The sequence below is a fragment of the Pseudonocardia halophobica genome (genome assembly GCF_027922425.1).
Lineage (GTDB): Bacteria > Actinomycetota > Actinomycetes > Mycobacteriales > Pseudonocardiaceae > Pseudonocardia > Pseudonocardia halophobica.
Genome location: NZ_BSFQ01000001.1, coordinates 318,148 through 335,413, shown reverse-complemented (window position 1 = coordinate 335,413; position 17,266 = coordinate 318,148). Strand labels below are relative to the sequence as shown.

The window sequence follows — 17,266 nt, the reverse complement described above, 5'->3', positions numbered from 1 at the left end:
CTCAGCGCCGGGTGTCGACCTTGTGGAAGTTCTTCCACGCGCGCGAGGGCGTCGGGCCCCGCTGCCCCTGGTAGCGGGAGCCGACGCCCTCGCTGCCGTAGGGCCGCTCCGCGGGGCTGGACAGCCGGAACAGGCACAGCTGCCCGATCTTCATGCCCGGCCAGAGCGTGATCGGCAGGTTCGCGACGTTGGACAGCTCGAGCGTGATGTGGCCGGTGAAGCCCGGGTCGATGAACCCTGCTGTCGAGTGGGTGAGCAGGCCCAGCCGGCCGAGGCTGGACTTGCCCTCGAGCCGCCCCGCCAGGTCGTCCGGCAGGCTGACCTGCTCGAACGTCGACCCGAGGACGAACTCCCCGGGGTGCAGCACGAAGGTGTCCCCGTCGGCGGTCTCGACCGGCGTGGTGAGCTCGTCCTGCTGGATCGACGGGTCGATGTGGGTGTAGCGGGAGTTCTGGAAGACCCGGAAGAAGCGGTCCAGCCGCACGTCGATGCTCGACGGCTGCAGCATCGCCTCGTCCCACGGGTCGAGCCCGAGGCGCCCGGACTCGAGCTCCTTGCGCAGGTCGCGGTCCGAGAGCAACACGCCCGCAGCCTATCCGGGGAGGTGGATCGAGGGCCGCAGCGGGGATGCTAGAGTCGCTCTCACGCACTGCGGATGTAGTTCAATGGTAGAACATCAGCTTCCCAAGCTGAATACGCGGGTTCGATTCCCGTCATCCGCTCTCACTCCGAAAGCCCAGGTCACAGGCCTGGGCTTTCGTCGTTCTCGGGGTTCCCGCGCTCCGCACGCCCCGCGTGGGCATCATCGCCGCCGTCGGTTGGGCACCTCGCGGTCCGGTGTGGGCAGCGCTCGCCGACGCCGGCGGTCCGCCCGGTTCGCGACCCTCGCACGGTCAGCACCGACACCCGGAGGACACCGTGCTCACCACCGCTCCGTTCGCCCCCGCCCGGCACCTCGACCCGCTGCTCAGCGTGCAGGGCTCGAGGGATCGCTACCACTGCCCCGACCTCGTCAGCCTCGACCGGCACCTCGCCCGGCTGCGCGGCCGCATCGCCCGCGACGCCGGCCGGGCCCCCGCCGCCGTCGCGACGTGGCAGGCCGACCTGGACCGGTTGCTCGAGCGCCGCGCCTGGCTCACCCTGCCGGTCGCGCTGGACCGCGCCGCCTGAAGTCGCTTTGCGGCCGGCACGCACCCGGGCACGATGCCCGGATGGTGCAGCTGCGTCCGTTCACCGCCGGGGACCGCGAGGCCGTGGTCGCGCTGTCGTTGCGGGCGTGGGAACCCGTGTTCGCCTCGATGGAGCGGGTGCTGGCCGGGTCGGGGGTGTACGAGGCCTACTACCCGGACTGGCGGACCGCGCAGGCCGGGGCCGTCGCGCAGGCCTGTGCCGACATGGAGGCCTGGGTCGCCGAGGTCGACGGGCGGGTGGCCGGGTTCGTCGCCCTGCACTCGCTCGACGACACGACCGGGGAGATCCACATGGTCGCCGTGGACCCGGCCCACCACCGGCACGGGGTCGGGCGGGCCCTCACCGAGCACGCGACGGCCCGGCTGCGCGAGCGCGGCAGCACGGTCGCGATGGTCGAGACCGGCGGGGACCCGGGGCACGCGGCGGCCCGGGGGCTGTACGAGCACTGCGGCTACACGGCGCTGCCCTCCGTGCGGTACTTCCGCACCCTGTGAGGCAGCCGACCCGCACCCGCCTGCGTCCCGTGGACCTGGCGCGCGCCGCGGGCATCTCGACGCAGCAGGTCCGCAACCACGAGGACGCCGGCGTGCTGCCGCCGGTCCCGCGGACGCCGTCGGGCTACCGGGCCTACGACGGGACGCACCTGCGCGCGCTGCTGGCGTACCGCGCACTGGCCGTCGGCCACGGCCATCCCACCGCGACGGCGGTGATGCACGCCGTGCACGCGGGCGACACCACCCGGGCCTTCCGGCTGCTCGACGAGAGCCACGCCGGCCTGCACGCCCAACGCCTGGCCACCGACGAGGCCGCCGCCGCGCTGGAGGTGCTCGCCGGGGCCGAGCCGCAGGCGCCACCCGGGCCGCCCCTGTCCGTCGGCGAGCTCGCCCGTCGGCTCGGCGTGCGGCCGTCGGCGCTGCGGGTGTGGGAGGCCGCGGGGCTGCTCGCGCCGCAGCGCGAGCGGATCGGCCGCGCCCGCCGGTACGGGGCCGCCGACATCCGGGACGCGCAGATCGTGCGGCTGCTCCGGCAGGGCCACTACCCGTTCGCGCGGATCCGGCCGGTGCTCGACGGGCTGCACCGCACCGGGAGCCCCGACGCGCTGCGGGCGGCCGTGGCGGAGCGGCGCGCCGCCCACGACACCCGGGCCCGCGCCATGCTCCGCGGCGCCGCCCTGCTCCACGCGTTCCTGGAGCCGTGATCAGCTCACCCGCGCGACCAGCCCGTCGAGTACGCCGACGTGCGCCTCGGGCACCCGGACGTCGAGCACCGTCCCGGCGAGGGTGAAGGCGAAGAACGAGCAACAGGCGCTCTCCCGCGCGACCAGGTCCGCGGCCTCGGCCACCCGCTCCGGGCGCAGCGTGAGCCGAACGTGCCCGGCGTCGACGCGGACCATCTCGGTGACCCCGGTGGACAGGAGCGTGTCGAACTCCGCGACCCGCAGCGGACGCTCCTCGGTGGGGAGCGTGCACGCGTCGGGGACCCAGCTCGTCATGCCGCCACGATAGGCCGATGAGTTCCCGGGCGTCCGGCGGTCGACCGGGGGCCATCGGAGGCAGGAGAGGACGGCACCCATGCGCGAGATCGTGGTGAGCGAGTTCGTGACGCTCGACGGCGTGATGGAGGCGCCCGGCGGCGAGCCGACGCACCCGCACACCAACTGGGTCCCGGAGTACGCCAGGCCCGAGCTCTTCGAGTTCAAGTACCGGGAGGTCGTCGAGGCGGGTGGGTTGCTGCTCGGCCGCACCACCTACGAGAGCTTCGTGGGCTCGTGGCCGCAGCGCGAGGGGGCGTTCGCCGAGCGGATGACGGCGCTGCCCAAGTACGTGGCCACCTCGCGCCCGGAGGAGCTGACGTGGAACGCGCGCCCGCTGGTGGGCGACGTCGTCGACGCGGTGACCGAGCTGAGGAAGGGCGACGGCGGGCCGCTGCTGGTCAACGGCAGCGCCACGCTGGTCCGGACCCTTCTCGCCGCCGGGCTGGTCGACGAGCTGCGGCTGCAGGTCTTCCCGGTCGCGATCGGCGGCGGGCTGCGGTTCTGGCCCGGGGACCGGTCCAAGGTGTCGCTGCGCCTGGCCGACGTCACCCGCTTCGGCGACGTCGTGGCCCAGACCTACCGCGCCTGACCGTCCCGGTCGCGCACCGCCGGGCGGGCGCCTTCCGCCGCCACAGGGCGATCCTGGCGGACCGGGCACCCGCCGTCGTGGAGAGAACGGATCTCAGGCCGGGGTGTTCGCGGCCAGGAACTCCGCGACGGCCTTCTGTGCCATCGGGATGCTGTCCGGGTCCTTCCAGGTCTCCAGGAGCGACGCGTTCGGTGCCAGCCGCGCCAGGGTGCGCGAGGCGGCCGGCGGGTGGAACTCGTCGTTGCCCATGAGCACGAGGATCGGGGTGTCGAAGCGCTCGACCTCGGCGTCGGAGACGCTCCACAGCACGTCGTCGCCCCCGTAGAGGTTGTCCCCGAAGCCGGTGAGGTCCTCGGCGGGGATCCCGCGCTCCTCGCCCCAGCCCTGCACCATCTCGTGGAACCGCCCGCGGTTGTCGGACAGGCCGATGGGCTGCAGCGCCACGGCCGCCGTGAATCGGTCCGGCGCCGTCCGCAGCAGGTTGGCGATGAACGCGCCGCCGATGCACATACCCAGCACGTGCGCCCGCTCGGCGCCCGCGTGGTCGAGCACGGCGAGCTGGTCGGCGGTGTAGGTGTCCCAGCCGTCCGCGGCGGTGACCGGGCCGGCGGAGCCGCCGCCGGCGTTGCGCTGGTCCATCGCGATCACGCGGTAGAGCGGGGCGAGCTCGTCGATCGGGTTCCACGGGGCGCGCTGCCAGGCGTCGATCGTGGACCGCAGCCCGCCGGGGGCCAGCAGGAGCACCGGGAACCCGGAGCCGTGCTCCTGGTAGTGCAGGGTCACCCCGTCGCGGGTGAAGGTCGGCATCGATGCTCCTCCGTGCTCCCTCGGCTCTCAGCGGACGTGCCGGCGCCGACGATGCACGGTCGGGGGCGTCGGCGCATTCGCGAGGGCCACCACACCCGCGACCGCCACGACGAGGCCCGCCGCGAACGGGACGATCCACCCGCTCCGGATCGGGTCGCCGAGCAGCACGATGCCCACGAGGCCGGGCGCGATCACCTCGGTCACCGAGAACACCGCCGTGACGCCGGCGAGGCTGCCGATCGCCAGCGCCCGCGAGTAGCAGGTGATCCCGATGACCCAGTACAGCCCGATCAGGTACGTCGCCGGCTGGCCGGCGAGCTGGCCGACGTCGAACCCGGCGTCGGGCGCGACGTGCACGGCGCGGACCGCCAGCGACGTCCCGCCGAAGCCCAGGCCCGCGATGAACGACAGCGGCCACGCGGCGGAGAGCCGCCAGACCGCGATCGCGGCGACGGCCAGCGCCGCCACCCCCGAGGCCAGCACGACGATCGCGGTGCCGGAGAAGTCCGCCGGGGCCTCACCGCCCGCACTCCCCGCGACCACCCCGAGCCCGAGGACACAGGCCCCGACGCCCACCCGGTCCACCGCCCGCAGCCGGACGCCGTAGAGCCCCCACGTCGCGACGGCCGTCAGGGCGATCGACAGGCCGAGCGCCGCCTGCACCGCGAACACCGGCAGGTGCCGCAGCGCGACCACGGTGCAGATCCAGCCGAGGCCGTCGACCAGCAGGCCGGCCAGGTACATCGGCCGCAGGGCCAGGTGCGTGCGCGACGAGGTCTGCTGCGCCGCCGCCGACTGCAGCAGCCCCGCCCCGCTGTTGAGGACGGTCGCGCAGAGGGCGAACAGCAGGCCGGTCAGCACGGGTGCACGCCTCGGGCCACCTCACCACCGTGGCACGACGGCGGGCCACCGGCAGCTCACGCCCGGGTGCGATCCACCTCGACGACCGCTCGCGGGGCCGGGACCTCGAAGAACCCGCTCATGAGACCACCGGGGACCGGCGCGTCCTCGTAGCGGGCGGCGCGGGCCTCCTGCAGCCGGGCCCGGGGCTTCTCGGACAGGTGCACGAACAGCAGCACGAACGCCGTACCGATCAGCGCGGGGATCCCGATCAGCAGCACCGGCCACCCGAAGGCGAGATACGCGACGACGACCGCCGCGGCCTCGAGACCGATCACCACTCCTGCCAGCCGACCCACCGCGGGTCCCTCCCCACAACTCGATCTTGACGCGGCGCCCTCGTGGGGCGCCGCACCCGACTATCGGCCGGGGAGCCGGGGACGTCACGCCGAGTACGGGAGCCGAGACGCAACCGAGACCCGGAACGGGTGACGGGACACCCGGAGGCCTCCTTCCGGCCACTTGGGGGACACCGAAGCGGACCGGCAGGAGGAGGGGCACGAGGTGCGAGCGCGTCAGGGAGCCATAACGCTGCTGAGGGGCTGCCTTCCGTGCGTTATGGAGCCATAACGCTGGTGTGGGGCTGCCCTCGGTGCGTTATGGAGCCATAACGCTGGTGTGGGGCTGCCTTTGCCGGGTCAGGCTGCGGGGGCGACCGGGGCGGCGCTGCTCGGCGGGGCGGGGGCGGCGCTGCTGGTCTGCGCGCCGTCGGTCGCGGGGGGCGTGGAGGGGTCCGCCCCGGTGCCGGTCCCGGTACCCGTTCCCGTGCCGGTACCCGTCCCGCTGCCCGAGTCCGTCCCGGTGCCGGTCCCGGTCCCGGTGCCCGATCCGGACCCGCTGCCCGTGTCGTTGCCCGTCCCGGTTCCGGTCCCGGTGCCCGGGTCGGCACCCGAGGACGGTGGGGGGTTCGACGTTCCCGCCGGCGGCGGCGCGGACGATCCGGGGGCGGGCGCCGCGGGACCCGGAGCGACAGGACCGGGAGCGACAGGACCGGGAGCGGGGGCGGCAGGAGCGGCCGGGGCGGCACCGCCCGCGGCCGGGGTGCGCGCCCCGCCCGCGGCAGGCGCGGTCGCCCGGCCGGTGTTCGCACTCCCGCCCGATGCCGAGGAGCCGGCCTGCCCGGCGGGGGCCTGGTTCACCGCCGTCGGGTCGACGGGAGCGGTCGTGGGGTCCGCGGCCGGCGCGCCCGAGGTGGGCACGCTCATCCCGCCGACGCCGGTGCTCACGGCCGGCGCAGCCGACGGCCAGAACACGGCCGCGGCCACGATGCCTGCGGCCGCCAGCGCCCCGCCGAGGCCGACCAGCAGGCCGACCGGCATGCGTCGACGGCCGTCGGGCTCGGGGTCGTACTCCCAGTCCGGGCCCGCGGGTGCGGCGGGCAGCCCGGGACGGGGCGGCGGGCCGGCGGGCGCCCAGCCACCGGTGGATCCGACGACGTCGATCGGGCCGGTCGCGCCGGAGGGCGGCGTGCCGATCGCCACCGTCGCTCCGATGAGCGCGGGCAGCGAGCCCGAGCCGGAGTCCGTGAGCGGGTGCGGCGGAGGGGGCACGAAGGCCGTCCCACCGGTGGGGGTCGCGGGCCCCCCGGGGATGGGGGCCAGCGCCACCGCGGGCCAGGACGCCGTGGGCCGCGGGGAGACGGCGAGTGCGGCGCCCTTCGCGATCGCGTTCTTCGGGTCGGTGTCGACGGCGACGGGCCGCCCGAGCTCCTGCGACACCAACTGCCCGACCAGCGGCACCCGCGAGGACCCGCCGACGAGCAGCACGGCGTCGAGCGCCGCGGGCTGCAGCCCGGCGGAGGCGACGGCCCGGCGTAGCGCCTCGACGGTCTCCTCGATCCGGTCCCGGATGGCGTCCTCGAACTCACTGCGGTGCAGCCGGACGGAGCCGCGGTGGCCGGGCAGCAGGACGGGGATCGCCGCCTCGGTGTCGGCCGACAGCGCCTCCTTGGCCTCGGTGCACTCGCGCCGCAGCCGGGCGACGGCCGCGAGCACGGCCGGGTCGGCCTCGTCGAGCCCCTCGAAGGCCTCGGGCAGCCCGGTGACGACGTGGTCGAACACCACCTGGTCGAAGTCGACCCCGCCCAGCCGCTCGATCCCCTCGGGCCGGCCCTGCAGCGCGAAGTGGGAGCGGTCGGTCTTGCGCACGACGGCGGCGTCGAAGGTGCCGCCGCCCAGGTCGTAGACCGCGATGGTCGAGCCCGCGGCCACCCGCTCGCCGGCGGCGTAGTGCAGGGCGGCGGCCTGCGGCTCGGCCAGGAAGGTCACGGTGAGGCCCTGCCCGTCGAGCGCCTCGGCCATCAGCTCCAGCTTGTGCCCGCCCCACGAGGCGGGGTGGGTGACGGCGATCTGCTCGGCGGGGCCGCCCTCGCGATCGGCGACCTGGTCGACGATCCAGCGGACCAGCCGGGCGCACAGCTCCTCCGGCGCCCAGGCCCGCCCGGCGACGACGATCGGCGTCGAGTCCCCCACGCGCCGCTTGAACTCGCGGACCACGCGGTCCGGGTCGGTGACCGCGCGGCGCTCGGCGGCGTCGCCGACCAGCACCTCGCCGTCCGGCCCCACGAACAGCACCGAGGGGACGTCCGTGCGGCGGCCCGAGAGCGCGACCATCTCCGGCGCGACCCAGTGCTCGCCCGCGGGCCGGCACACGGCCGCCGCGCTGTAGGTCGCCCCCAGGTCGATGCCGAGCTGGTAGCCCATCGTCGTTCCCCCCGCCGAACCGGCAGCTCTGCCCCCGGCGCGCCCCCGCGCGCCTGTGTCGCCATCGCGTGGCGGAGCTGCGCCGTTATCGTCCCCGACCCCCTCCTGACACGATCGGGTGACGCCCGGGGGTGCCGGGCCCCGGAAGCCCCTAACGGCCCCCCGCCCGATCCCCTATGCCACCCGGTGGGTAACCGTGCCCGATCCCCGATGGCGGGGCCGCCCCGCGCTCCTACCTTTCGGATCAACGCCAGCCGGGGTCGCCCGGCGCGACACCGACACACACGATCCACACCTGGAGACGATCCCCATGACGCTTCTCGAGTTCCTCCTCAAGCTCATCGGCAACGACGAGGAGTCCCTTGAGCTCCAGCAGGACTTCCGCGACAACCCCTCCGAGACGCTCCGCGAGGCCGGCCTCGAGGACCTGACCGCCGAGGACGTGCACGACGCCCTGGTCCTCATCCAGGACAACGACACCGCGTCCTTCGACCGCAACTACGACACGGGCAGCAACCACCTGGTCGCGGCCGCGGCGGCCCCGCACCACGGCGGCGGGCACCACGAGGGTGACCACGACGGCCACAAGGGCGCGATCGAGTACATCAACAAGTACGTCACCAACAACCACGTCGACGACCGCGACACCATTGTCGACAACTCCGTGAACCAGAAGATCGACACCGACGGCGGCGACTTCGACCAGGAGATCGACATCGACGCGGTCACCGCGTCGGGCGACGGCGCGGTTGCGGCCGGCGGCGACATCGAGGACTCGGTCGTCACCACCGGCGACGACAACGTCGTGGGCGACGACAACAACGTGGTCGAGGGCGACGGCAACACCACGGCCTTCGGCACGGGCAACGCCAACAGCGCCTCCTTCGAGGACGTGTCGGTGGACGAGGGCGGCGCGCTCTCCGTCGGCGGCTCCGCGACCGGCGACTACGACGTCTCCGACTCGTACAACTCGGTCAGCAACGAGACCAACACCAGCGTCGAGATCGAGGACTCCTACAACCAGGACAACGACGTCTCCTTCTCGCAGGAGTCGGACTCCTACTCGGAGACCAACACCACCGTCGACAGCGAGACCAACGTGCTGAGCGGCAACGAGGTCGACGTCGAGGTCAGCTGACCTCCGCTCCTCCCTCCCTCACGACTTCACGACCTTCACGGAGACGAACGACATGGCTTCCCCCCAGACCCTGATCGAGCTGCTGCTCAGCCTGCTCAACGACCCGGAGGCCGCCGAGGCCTTCAAGGCCGACCCGGCCGCCTACATCGAGGGCTGCGGCCTCACCGAGTTCACCGCCGAGGACGTGCACGACGCCGCGCTCCTCATCCAGGACAACGACGACTCGGACTTCGACCGGAAGTACGACACCGGCGGCAACCACCACCACACCCCGCCGCCGCCCCCGCACAAGGAGCCGCACGAGTCGGACCACGAGCACGCGGTCAAGTACCTCAACACGTACGTGACCAACAACTGGATCGACGACCGCGACACCATCGTCGACAACTCGATCAACCAGGACATCGACACCGGCGGCGGCGACTTCGACCAGGAGATCGACATCGACGCCGTCACGGCGTCCGGTGACGGTGCCGTGGCCGCCGGCGGCGACATCGAGGACTCCACGATCACGACCGGCAACGGCAACGTCGTGGGCGACGGCAACAACGTGGTCGACGGCGACGACAACACCACCGCCTTCGGCTCCGGCGACGCCAACAGCGCGTCCTTCGAGGACGTCTCGGTGGACGACGGCGGCGCGCTGTCCGTCGGCGGCACGGCCTCCGGCAACTACGACGTCGACAACTCGGGCAACGAGTACTCGACCGAGACCAACAACTCGACCTCGATCGACGACTCGTACAACCAGGACAACGACTTCGAGTCGAGCGTCTCGGACGAGGACACCACGATCAGCAACACCGACGTCGACACCGAGACGAACATCGGCAGCGGTAACGACGTGACCGTCGACGCCTGACACGCCTCCCGCGTGACGAACGCCCCGGCACCCTCACCCGAGGGTGTCGGGGCCTTCGTCGTGGACGCGGTCCTCGTGTAGGCAGAATGTGACGGACAGGTGTCCCGGCGGTCGGGACCGGGGAGGACGACGATTCGGTGGCGGTACCGGCAGCGGTCCAGCTGGTCGACCTGGCGCTCAAGGCCACGTCGGCCTACGAGCGTCCGGACCTCGCCGTCCGGCTGCAGGCGACCCGGGCCCGGCTGGCCGACCCGAACGTCCGGGTGCTGATCGTCGGGGAGTTCAAGCAGGGCAAGAGCCAGCTGGTGAACGCGCTGGTCAACGCCCCGGTCTGCCCCGTCGACGATGACATCTCCACCGCCGTGCCCACCGAGGTCCGGTTCGCCGAGACCACCACGGTGACCCTGGTGAAGGTGCCGCCGGGTGCGACGGAGGACGCCGAGCCGGTCGAGGAGCGGACGGTCGTCGAGACCTCCCGGCTGGCCGACTTCGTCTCCGAGGCCGGCAACCCGGAGAACCGTGCCGGCCTGCACCACGCCGAGGTCACCCTGCCGCGCAAGCTGCTGCAGAGCGGCCTGGTGCTCGTCGACACCCCCGGCGTCGGCGGGCTGGGTTCCGCGCACGGCGCCGCGACCATGGCCGCCCTGCCGACCGCCGACGCCGTCGTCCTGGTCTCGGACGCCGCGCAGGAGTACACCGCGCCGGAGATCGACTTCCTGCGCTCGGCGATGGGCCTGTGCCCCAACGTCGGGTGCGTGGTCACCAAGACCGACCTGTACCCGCACTGGCGCAAGATCGTCGAGCTCGACAAGGGGCACCTGCGGAAGGCCGGCGTCGAGGCGGAGATCTACCCCGTCTCGTCGGCGCTGCGGCTCGCGGGCGCCGAGACCGGCGACGCCGAGCTGATGAGCGAGTCCGGGTTCGCGCCGCTGGTCGGCTTCCTGCTGCGCAAGGTCGTCGCCCGGGCGGACGACCTGGACCGCCGCTCGACCAGCCAGGACGTCCGGGCCGTCGCCGAGCAGCTGTCCGCGCAGTTCACCGCCGAGCTCGCCGCCCTGGAGGACCCGGGCAAGGCCGAGGCGCTGGTCGAGGAGCTGACCCGGGCCAAGGCGCGGGCGGACGACCTGCGGCAGCGGTCGGCGCGCTGGCAGATCACCCTGAACGACGGCGTCGCCGACCTGATCTCGGACATCGAGTACGACCTGCGGGACCGGCTCCGCTCGGTGACCCGCGAGGCCGAGCAGCTGCTCGACGACGCCGACCCGGCCGACATCTGGGACCAGTTCGCCCAGTGGTTCCACCAGCAGGTGAGCCAGGCGACCTCGGCCAACTACGTGTGGACCGCGCAGCGCGCCCGCTGGCTCGCCGAGCAGGTCTCCGAGCACTTCGCCGAGGGGGCGGACGCCGCCCTCCCCGAGATCCACATCGACGGGAGCAGGCTGGGCGGCGTGGTCCAGGCCCTCGAGCAGCCGGAGGGCGAGAAGTTCGGGATCGGCCAGAAGCTGTTCGTCGGCATGCGCGGCGGCTACGGCGGCCTGTTGATGATCGGGCTCGCCACGAGCTTCGCCGGCCTCGCCCTGCTCAACCCCTTCTCCATCGCGGCCGGCCTGCTGTTCGGCGGCAAGACCGTGCGGGACGAGCGCAAACGGCTGCGCGAGCGGCGCCGGGCCGAGGCGAAGACGGCCGTCCGCCGGCACATCGACGAGGTGACCTTCCAGGTCGGCAAGGACTCCCGGGACACCCTGCGCCGCGCCCAGCGCCAGCTCCGCGACCACTTCACCGTGCTGGCCGAGGAGCTGTCGGTGTCGCTGGCGACCTCGGTGTCCGCGGCGCAGAGCGCGGTGAACACGGACGTCTCGCAGCGGCAGAAGCGGATCGAGGACCTGAAGGCCGAGATCGCCCGGGTCGAGTCCCTGGCGAAGCGGGCCCGGGCGCTGGTGGACGAGAAGTGACCGAACACTCCACCCTCCGGACCTCGGCGCAGCCGGTCGGCCTGGGCGCCGAGGTCCGCACCCTGCTCCGCCGCACGATCGACGTCTACGCCGACAGCCCGCAGGCCGTCGGCTGGCTGCGCCACCACCTCGCCCGGTTCGAGGAGCCGCTGCGCGTGGCGATCGCGGGCAAGGTCAAGGCGGGCAAGTCGACGCTGCTCAACGCCCTGGTCGGCGAGGAGATCGCGCCGACGGACGCCGGGGAGTGCACCCGGGTCGTCACCTGGTACCAGGACGCGCCGGCGCCGCGGGTGCAGATGTTCCCGCGCGCCGGGGCGCCGCGGCAGCTCACGATCGCCCGGTCGCAGGGCGCCCTGCAGCTCGACCTCGGCGGGCTCCCGGCCGAGCAGGTGGACCGGCTGGTCGTCGACTGGCCGTCGCAGTACCTGCGGTCCACCACGCTGGTCGACACCCCGGGCATCGCCTCGCTGTCGGCCGACGCCGCCGCGCGCGCCGGGGCCTTCCTCGCGCCGGACGACTCGCCCTCGCAGGCCGACGCCGTCGTCTACCTGATGCGGCACCTGCACAGCACGGACGTGCGGTTCCTCGAGTCCTTCCTGGACCGCGGGGTCGCCCGGGCCACCCCGGTGAACACGATCGCGGTGCTGTCCCGGGCGGACGAGATCGGCGTCGGGCGGCTCGACGCGCTCACCTCGGCCCGCCGCATCGCCCGCCGGTACCGGGCGGACGCGAAGATCCGGGGGCTCTGCCAGACCGTCGTCGCGGTGGCCGGGCTGCTCGCCCAGACCGGGCGCACCATGCGGCAGGACGAGTACGGGGCGCTCGCGACCCTCGCCGGGATGCCGCGCGCCGAGCTCGACGCCCTGCTCCTCTCCGCGGACCGGTTCGCCACCCGCGAGGTCGAGGGCGCGCCCGCGCCGGAGGTGCGCGGGCGCCTGGTGGAGCGGTTCGGGCTCTTCGGCGTCCGGCTCGGCACCACCCTGATCCGCCAGGGCGTGACCGACCCGTCCGCGCTGGCCTCCGAGCTGGTGCGGCGCAGCGGGCTGGAGGAGCTGCGCACGGTGCTCGCCACGCAGTTCGCCGAGCGCCGCGAGCTGCTCAAGGCACGGTCGGCGCTGCTCGCCGTCGAGCTCGTCCTGCAGCGCGAGCCGCGGCCCACCGCGCAGCCGATCGCCGCGGAGATGGAGCGGATCCTCGCCGGCGCCCACGAGTTCGTCGAGCTGCGGATGCTGTCCGCGCTGCGGGCCGGGGCCGTCACCTTCCCGGCCGACGCGCTCGACGACGCCGAACGCCTCCTCGGCGGCGACGGCAGCGGCGTGGCCGCCCGGCTGGGTCTCGACCCCGCCTCGGGGCCGGACGACCTGCGCGCCGCCGCGCTCGACGCCGTCGTCCGGTGGCAGCGGCGGGCCGAGAGCCCGCTGGCGAGCCGGGCGACCGCCGACGCCGCGCGGGTGGTCGTGCGCAGCTGCGAGGGGATGCTCGCCCGACTCCGCTGAGCGGTGGTGCTCAGCCGACGATCCGCTTGAGCTGCGCGAACAGCTCGCCGCGGCTCGTCGACCCGAGCCGCTGGCGCATCCGGGCCACGTGGTGCTCCACGGTCTTGGCCGAGATGAACAGCTTCTCGCCGATCTGCTTGTAGGTCAGGCCCTCCAGCACCAGCGCGGCGACCTCGCGCTCGCGGTCGGAGAGCTGGCCGTCGGCGGGCTCCTCCTCGGCCGGCACGCCGGCCGCTTCCGGACCGGGGTCCTGCGGGCGGGCCGGGGCCGGCGGCGTCTGCTGGCCCTGCAGCGCGCGGGCGCAGGTCAGCAGCGCGCTCATCGCCCGGCGGTCGTCCGTGCGGATCGCCGCCTGCCCGGCGAGCTTGCCGCCGTCCCAGGACAGGCCGACGGCGTGCAGGCCGCGGGCGGCCGCCTCGACCGCGCCGGCGTCCACGTGCGAGTCGAGCAGCGCCACCCAGTGCGGTGCCGCGACCGCCATGGCCTCGGCGAACCGGCTGCCGCAGGCCGCGTCCTGCAGGGCCGCGGCGTGCCCGGCGGCCTCCTCGCGGTCCTCGGCCAGGATCGCCGCGTGCAGCCGCGCCCAGTGCAGCGGCGCGGCCCAGAGCGGCGGACTGCCGAGGCGGTCGAGCAGGGCCTCGGCCTCGTCGAGGTGCGGGCGGACCCAGCTCGGCTCGCGCAGCCGGGTCGCCGCGATGGCCAGCTCGCCCAGCGGCTGCAGCACGAACAGGTCGACGGGGTGGCGCACGATCGCCTCGCGGGCGCGACCCCAGAGCGGCATCAGCGAGGCGAGGTCGCCCGCGCGGCGGGCGAGCGCGACCTCCAGTGCGGAGGCGAGCAGCTCGTCGCGGGGTTCGAGGGCGTCCCGGCCGATGGCGTCGAGGTGCGCCCGGGCGGACCCGAAGGCGCCGCGGTTCAACGCGATCCAGCCGAGCAGGAGCCGGTGCCGGGCCGCGGCGGCGGGCCCGCCGAGCCGGACGGTGACCGCCCGCTCCAGCAGCGACTTCGCGACGTCGAGCTCCCCGGTCTGGACCGCGACGAGCGCGGCGAGGGCGGCCGGGGTGTCGGGCAACAGGGCGGCGCGGGTGGAGGACTCGAGCAGCGCGGCGGCCCGGGCGAGCTGGGAGAGCGCGCGCGTGGGCGAGCCGGTGACCGAGTCGAGTACGCCCTGGGCGGTGAGCTCCTCGGCCCCGGCGAGCAGCGTCGGCGGCCGCGCCGGGCCGCCGGTGGCCGGGCCGCCGCCGAAGCCGGGCGGGGCACCGAGCACGGCACCGGCCGACGTCGCGGGGCCGCTGGGGACCGGTGGCGGTGCCGGGACGTGGAGGGCGGCCCGGGCCTCGTCGAGGGCCCCCGTGCCGACGAGCGCGGGGATCGCCAGCGCCGTCGGCGCCCCGGCCCCGGCCATCCAGCGGTAGAGCTCGGCGCTGCGGGCGAGCATCCCGCGGTGGGCGAGGACCGCGGCGGCGACGGTCCCGGCGCGCAGGGCGTCGTCGACGTCGACCCGGTCCAGTGAGGACAGGACCTGGTCGGCCTCGGCGAGGGCGTCGTCGAGCCGCCCGGCGCGGATCGCGGCCTCGGCGCGGCGCGCGGCCAGCGGCAGGGCGGGCGCCCCGGCGGTGACGGCGGCGGCGTAGAAGGGTCCGGCGTCCTCGTCGGCGTCGGTGCGGGTGAGCTCGTCCCCCGCGGCGGTGAAGACCTCCGCCGACCGGGTGCCGGTGGCGCCGGTGCCGAGCATCCCGCGGGCCGCGGTGAGCACGCTGCCGCCGCGGTCCAGCTCGATCTCGGCGAGCGTGCGGCGGATCTCCAGCCGCCGCGCCTCGGGGACGGCGCGCAGGATCGCGCCGGCCACGAGGGGAGCGGGTCCGCCGGAGGGCGTGAAGACGGCCGCGGTGCGCGCCTCCTCGACGAGCTCGTCGACCTCGTCGATCCCGCCGCCCGCGGAGTCGAGCAGGCCGAGCAGGGGGACCAGCACCTCGGCGTCGAGCGGGGCGCCCAGGGCGACGGCGACGGCCAGCTCCCGGACCCGGGCGTCGAGCGCCCAGAGCCGGTGCCCGAGCTGGTCGAGCAGGCCGGTCGGCACGGGCACCCGCAGCGAGCCGGGCGGGGCGTCGCGCAGCAGCCGGGAGCGGTTCTGCGGCCCGATCCGCTCGACGATCTCGGCGAGCATGCGGTCCACCAGCGCCGGCAGGCCCGCGGTCTTCGTGTGGACGTGCTCCACCAGCGGGTCCGCGGCCGGGCCGCCGAGCAGGCGCGCGGCCCGGGCAGCGACGCCGGTGCGGTCGAGGGTGCCGAGGACCAGCGGGGGCCGGTGGGTGCTGAGCGCGGCGCCGAGGGCGGCCAGCTGAGGGGTGCGGGGCCACGGCCGGCGGGCGACGACGAGCCGCGCTCCGGGCAGGGCCGCGCGCTCGCACAGCAGGTCGAGTGCCTGCGCGGACAGGTCGTGGGCGTCGTCGACGACGAGGGGGCCGTCCCCGGCGCCCTCGACCGTGTCGGTGACCGAGGTGGACCACGCTGCCGCGACGGCGCGCAGGGTCGTGGTCTTGCCGGCCCCGGCCGGCCCGACGACGTCGCACACCAGGGCCGCGCCGGGATCCGCGGCGACCGCGCGGACGAGCCGGCGCGCCGCGGGCGCCCCGGCCAGCGCTTCTCCCGGGTCCGGTTCGGACACCGTTCCACCCCCTAACGGCCCCCCGACCGTGCGACGACCGAGCGTATCGATCCGGGGCGGTGCAGCGCTCCGCCGCCGCATCGGCGCAGCCACGAACCCCCGATCGGGTGAGGGTGGTTCTCAGGCTCGCGGGAGCGCTACTGCGGCGGCCCGGCCGGGTCCACAGAGGTGTCTGTGGGGGCGCCGGAGGTGCCGAGGAGATCCTGCCAGGCCGGCCGGTCGACCGTGTCCGGGACGGCCTCGGAGGAGCGGTTGCCGGCGAGGATCTCGACGGCGCGGGCGGCGTCCGAGCCCGACTCCGTCGCGCGGTCCACGATGCGGGCGAGCACCGGCCAGGACTCGCCCCCGAGGATCCCGTTGGGCTCTTCAGCGCCCGTGGCCTGCTGGAACTCCGTGACGGCGGCGACGGTGGCCGGGGTGAAGCGACCGTCGACGTTGGTGTGGATGCCGGCGTCGCGCAGGAGGTACTGGGCGGCCAGGACGGTGTCGCCGGCGTCGCCCGCGCGCAACAGCGGCCAGCTCGCCTTCTGCGTGTCCGCCTCCTCGACGCGCCGGCCCAGCACCTCGGCCACCTCGCTGCGCAGCCGCGGGAGCATGCCGTACAGCCGGTCGCCGGGACAGATCGTGTTCTTGAAGTCGCGGTGCCCGTACAGCTCGGTCGGCGCGATGCCGTACTGGCTGCAGATGTACGCGCAGGTGGTGCGCAGCGAGTCCCAGAGGGCGCCGGGCGGGTCCTGGTCGATGTAGGTGCCCTCGTTCTCGATCCCGACCGCCACGACGTTCTGCCCCGTGCAGTGCGCGCCCTCGACCTGGCGCTGGCCGATCCGCAGCACCTCGAGCGAGCGGTGCCGGCCCTCGAGCACGAAGCCGCCGCGGCTGATCGTGAAGTGCTGGCCGGTGTCGAGCCAGCCGCGGCTGTCCATGTGGAAGTTCTGGATCGCGCGCGCGACCCGGTCCGCGGCCCCGCGGCTCAGGTCGGCGACGTTGGCCGACGCCGTGTGGTGCACGAGGATCTTCACCGGGCGCTGGTTCCAGATCGGCACGATCGCGCTGTTCGGCCGGGCCCCCCAGCCCGCACAGTCCACGATGTCCGGTGAGGCCACGCCGTCGGTGAGGGCGCTGCCGGGCGGCCGCTCGCCGGCCTGGGCCAGCCCCGGCGCGGCGACCAGCGCCCCGGCCGTGAGTCCACCCAGGACGAAACCGCGGCGGGTCAGATCCCCGCGCCCCGTTCCCGTCACCCCACGCTGACGACCCATCGTGGCCCCCTGCCCGTCCGGATGACCCGCGTGGTCACACGAGTCACATCCGCCCCGCGAGAACCTTGGATCACGCACGCTCCGTGCACAACCGGACGACCCGAAGGTGTGACGACCACGCCCGGCACGAACGACGGTTGCTCTGGTTACTCGTCGGTAATAAGCTGGGCG

The 17,266-nt window shown here is 74.7% G+C and carries 16 protein-coding genes and 1 tRNA gene; 9 read left to right on the top strand and 8 right to left on the bottom strand.

Features of this window, described 5'->3' with window-relative positions; genetic code table 11:
• Nucleotide 1: 1 nt before the first annotated feature.
• Nucleotides 2-583: a dCTP deaminase gene (gene dcd, locus PKE99_RS01630; protein WP_037041966.1), complete on the bottom strand. Its 582-nt coding sequence runs from the start codon at nt 581-583 to the stop codon at nt 2-4.
• A 68-nt stretch (nt 584-651) separates the two neighbouring features.
• On the opposite strand from dcd, the gene PKE99_RS01625 reads away from it, so the two are divergent.
• From PKE99_RS01625 to PKE99_RS01610, 4 genes are all read left to right on the top strand, one after another.
• Nucleotides 652-722 (top strand) — tRNA-Gly (locus tag PKE99_RS01625).
• Between the two features lie 196 nt (nt 723-918).
• On the top strand, nt 919-1,170 hold the full coding sequence (locus PKE99_RS01620) for a hypothetical protein (RefSeq protein ID WP_156067282.1): 252 nt from the start codon (nt 919-921) through the stop codon (nt 1,168-1,170).
• Nucleotides 1,171-1,211: 41 nt separating this feature from the next.
• A complete protein-coding gene (locus PKE99_RS01615) occupies nt 1,212-1,685 on the top strand; it encodes a GNAT family N-acetyltransferase (protein ID WP_051736949.1) in 474 nt (157 codons plus the stop codon).
• Between the two features lie 29 nt (nt 1,686-1,714).
• The gene (locus PKE99_RS01610; RefSeq protein ID WP_197040501.1) at nt 1,715-2,389 is read left to right on the top strand and encodes a MerR family transcriptional regulator; all 675 of its coding nucleotides are present in this window, start codon (nt 1,715-1,717) and stop codon (nt 2,387-2,389) included.
• Here PKE99_RS01610 and PKE99_RS01605 read toward each other — a convergent pair whose 3' ends face one another.
• Nucleotides 2,390-2,683, bottom strand: a complete 294-nt coding sequence (locus PKE99_RS01605; protein ID WP_037041971.1) for a hypothetical protein — start codon at nt 2,681-2,683, stop codon at nt 2,390-2,392.
• Between the two features lie 79 nt (nt 2,684-2,762).
• Between PKE99_RS01605 and PKE99_RS01600 the strand changes: the two genes are divergently transcribed.
• The gene (locus tag PKE99_RS01600) at nt 2,763-3,314 is read left to right on the top strand and encodes a dihydrofolate reductase family protein (protein ID WP_037041973.1); all 552 of its coding nucleotides are present in this window, start codon (nt 2,763-2,765) and stop codon (nt 3,312-3,314) included.
• Nucleotides 3,315-3,407: 93 nt separating this feature from the next.
• Here the strand turns inward: PKE99_RS01600 and PKE99_RS01595 are convergent, their stop codons facing one another.
• The 4 genes from PKE99_RS01595 to PKE99_RS01580 all read right to left on the bottom strand — a co-directional run bounded on the left by PKE99_RS01595 (nt 3,408) and on the right by PKE99_RS01580 (nt 7,723).
• A complete protein-coding gene (locus PKE99_RS01595) occupies nt 3,408-4,121 on the bottom strand; it encodes an alpha/beta fold hydrolase (RefSeq protein ID WP_037041975.1) in 714 nt (237 codons plus the stop codon).
• 27 nt (nt 4,122-4,148) lie between these two features.
• Nucleotides 4,149-4,982 (bottom strand): DMT family transporter, encoded by an 834-nt coding sequence (locus PKE99_RS01590; RefSeq protein WP_037041976.1) that lies wholly within the window; start codon nt 4,980-4,982, stop codon nt 4,149-4,151.
• Nucleotides 4,983-5,038: 56 nt separating this feature from the next.
• The gene (locus PKE99_RS01585; RefSeq protein WP_156067285.1) at nt 5,039-5,320 is read right to left on the bottom strand and encodes a hypothetical protein; all 282 of its coding nucleotides are present in this window, start codon (nt 5,318-5,320) and stop codon (nt 5,039-5,041) included.
• Nucleotides 5,321-5,659: 339 nt separating this feature from the next.
• A complete protein-coding gene (locus PKE99_RS01580; RefSeq protein WP_051736950.1) occupies nt 5,660-7,723 on the bottom strand; it encodes an Hsp70 family protein in 2,064 nt (687 codons plus the stop codon).
• A 310-nt stretch (nt 7,724-8,033) separates the two neighbouring features.
• On the opposite strand from PKE99_RS01580, the gene PKE99_RS01575 reads away from it, so the two are divergent.
• From PKE99_RS01575 to PKE99_RS01560, 4 genes are all read left to right on the top strand, one after another.
• Nucleotides 8,034-8,861 carry an IniB N-terminal domain-containing protein gene (locus tag PKE99_RS01575; protein WP_037041979.1) on the top strand — a complete coding sequence of 276 codons (828 nt, stop codon included), beginning with the start codon at nt 8,034-8,036 and terminating at the stop codon, nt 8,859-8,861.
• A gap of 52 nt (nt 8,862-8,913) precedes the next feature.
• Nucleotides 8,914-9,723, top strand: coding sequence for an IniB N-terminal domain-containing protein (locus PKE99_RS01570; protein ID WP_271214830.1), 810 nt, complete (start codon nt 8,914-8,916; stop codon nt 9,721-9,723).
• 137 nt (nt 9,724-9,860) lie between these two features.
• Nucleotides 9,861-11,675 carry a dynamin family protein gene (locus PKE99_RS01565; protein ID WP_037041983.1) on the top strand — a complete coding sequence of 605 codons (1,815 nt, stop codon included), beginning with the start codon at nt 9,861-9,863 and terminating at the stop codon, nt 11,673-11,675.
• On the top strand, nt 11,672-13,171 hold the full coding sequence (locus PKE99_RS01560) for a dynamin family protein (RefSeq protein ID WP_081923852.1): 1,500 nt from the start codon (nt 11,672-11,674) through the stop codon (nt 13,169-13,171). The genes PKE99_RS01565 and PKE99_RS01560 overlap by 4 nt, the downstream gene beginning before the upstream one ends.
• A 10-nt stretch (nt 13,172-13,181) precedes the next feature.
• Here the strand turns inward: PKE99_RS01560 and PKE99_RS01555 are convergent, their stop codons facing one another.
• Both PKE99_RS01555 and PKE99_RS01550 read right to left on the bottom strand, forming a co-directional pair.
• The gene (locus PKE99_RS01555) at nt 13,182-15,839 is read right to left on the bottom strand and encodes a helix-turn-helix transcriptional regulator (RefSeq protein WP_051736951.1); all 2,658 of its coding nucleotides are present in this window, start codon (nt 15,837-15,839) and stop codon (nt 13,182-13,184) included.
• A 137-nt stretch (nt 15,840-15,976) separates the two neighbouring features.
• Nucleotides 15,977-17,095: a peptidoglycan recognition protein family protein gene (locus tag PKE99_RS01550; protein ID WP_081923853.1), complete on the bottom strand. Its 1,119-nt coding sequence runs from the start codon at nt 17,093-17,095 to the stop codon at nt 15,977-15,979.
• Between the last annotated feature and the right edge of the window lie 171 nt (nt 17,096-17,266).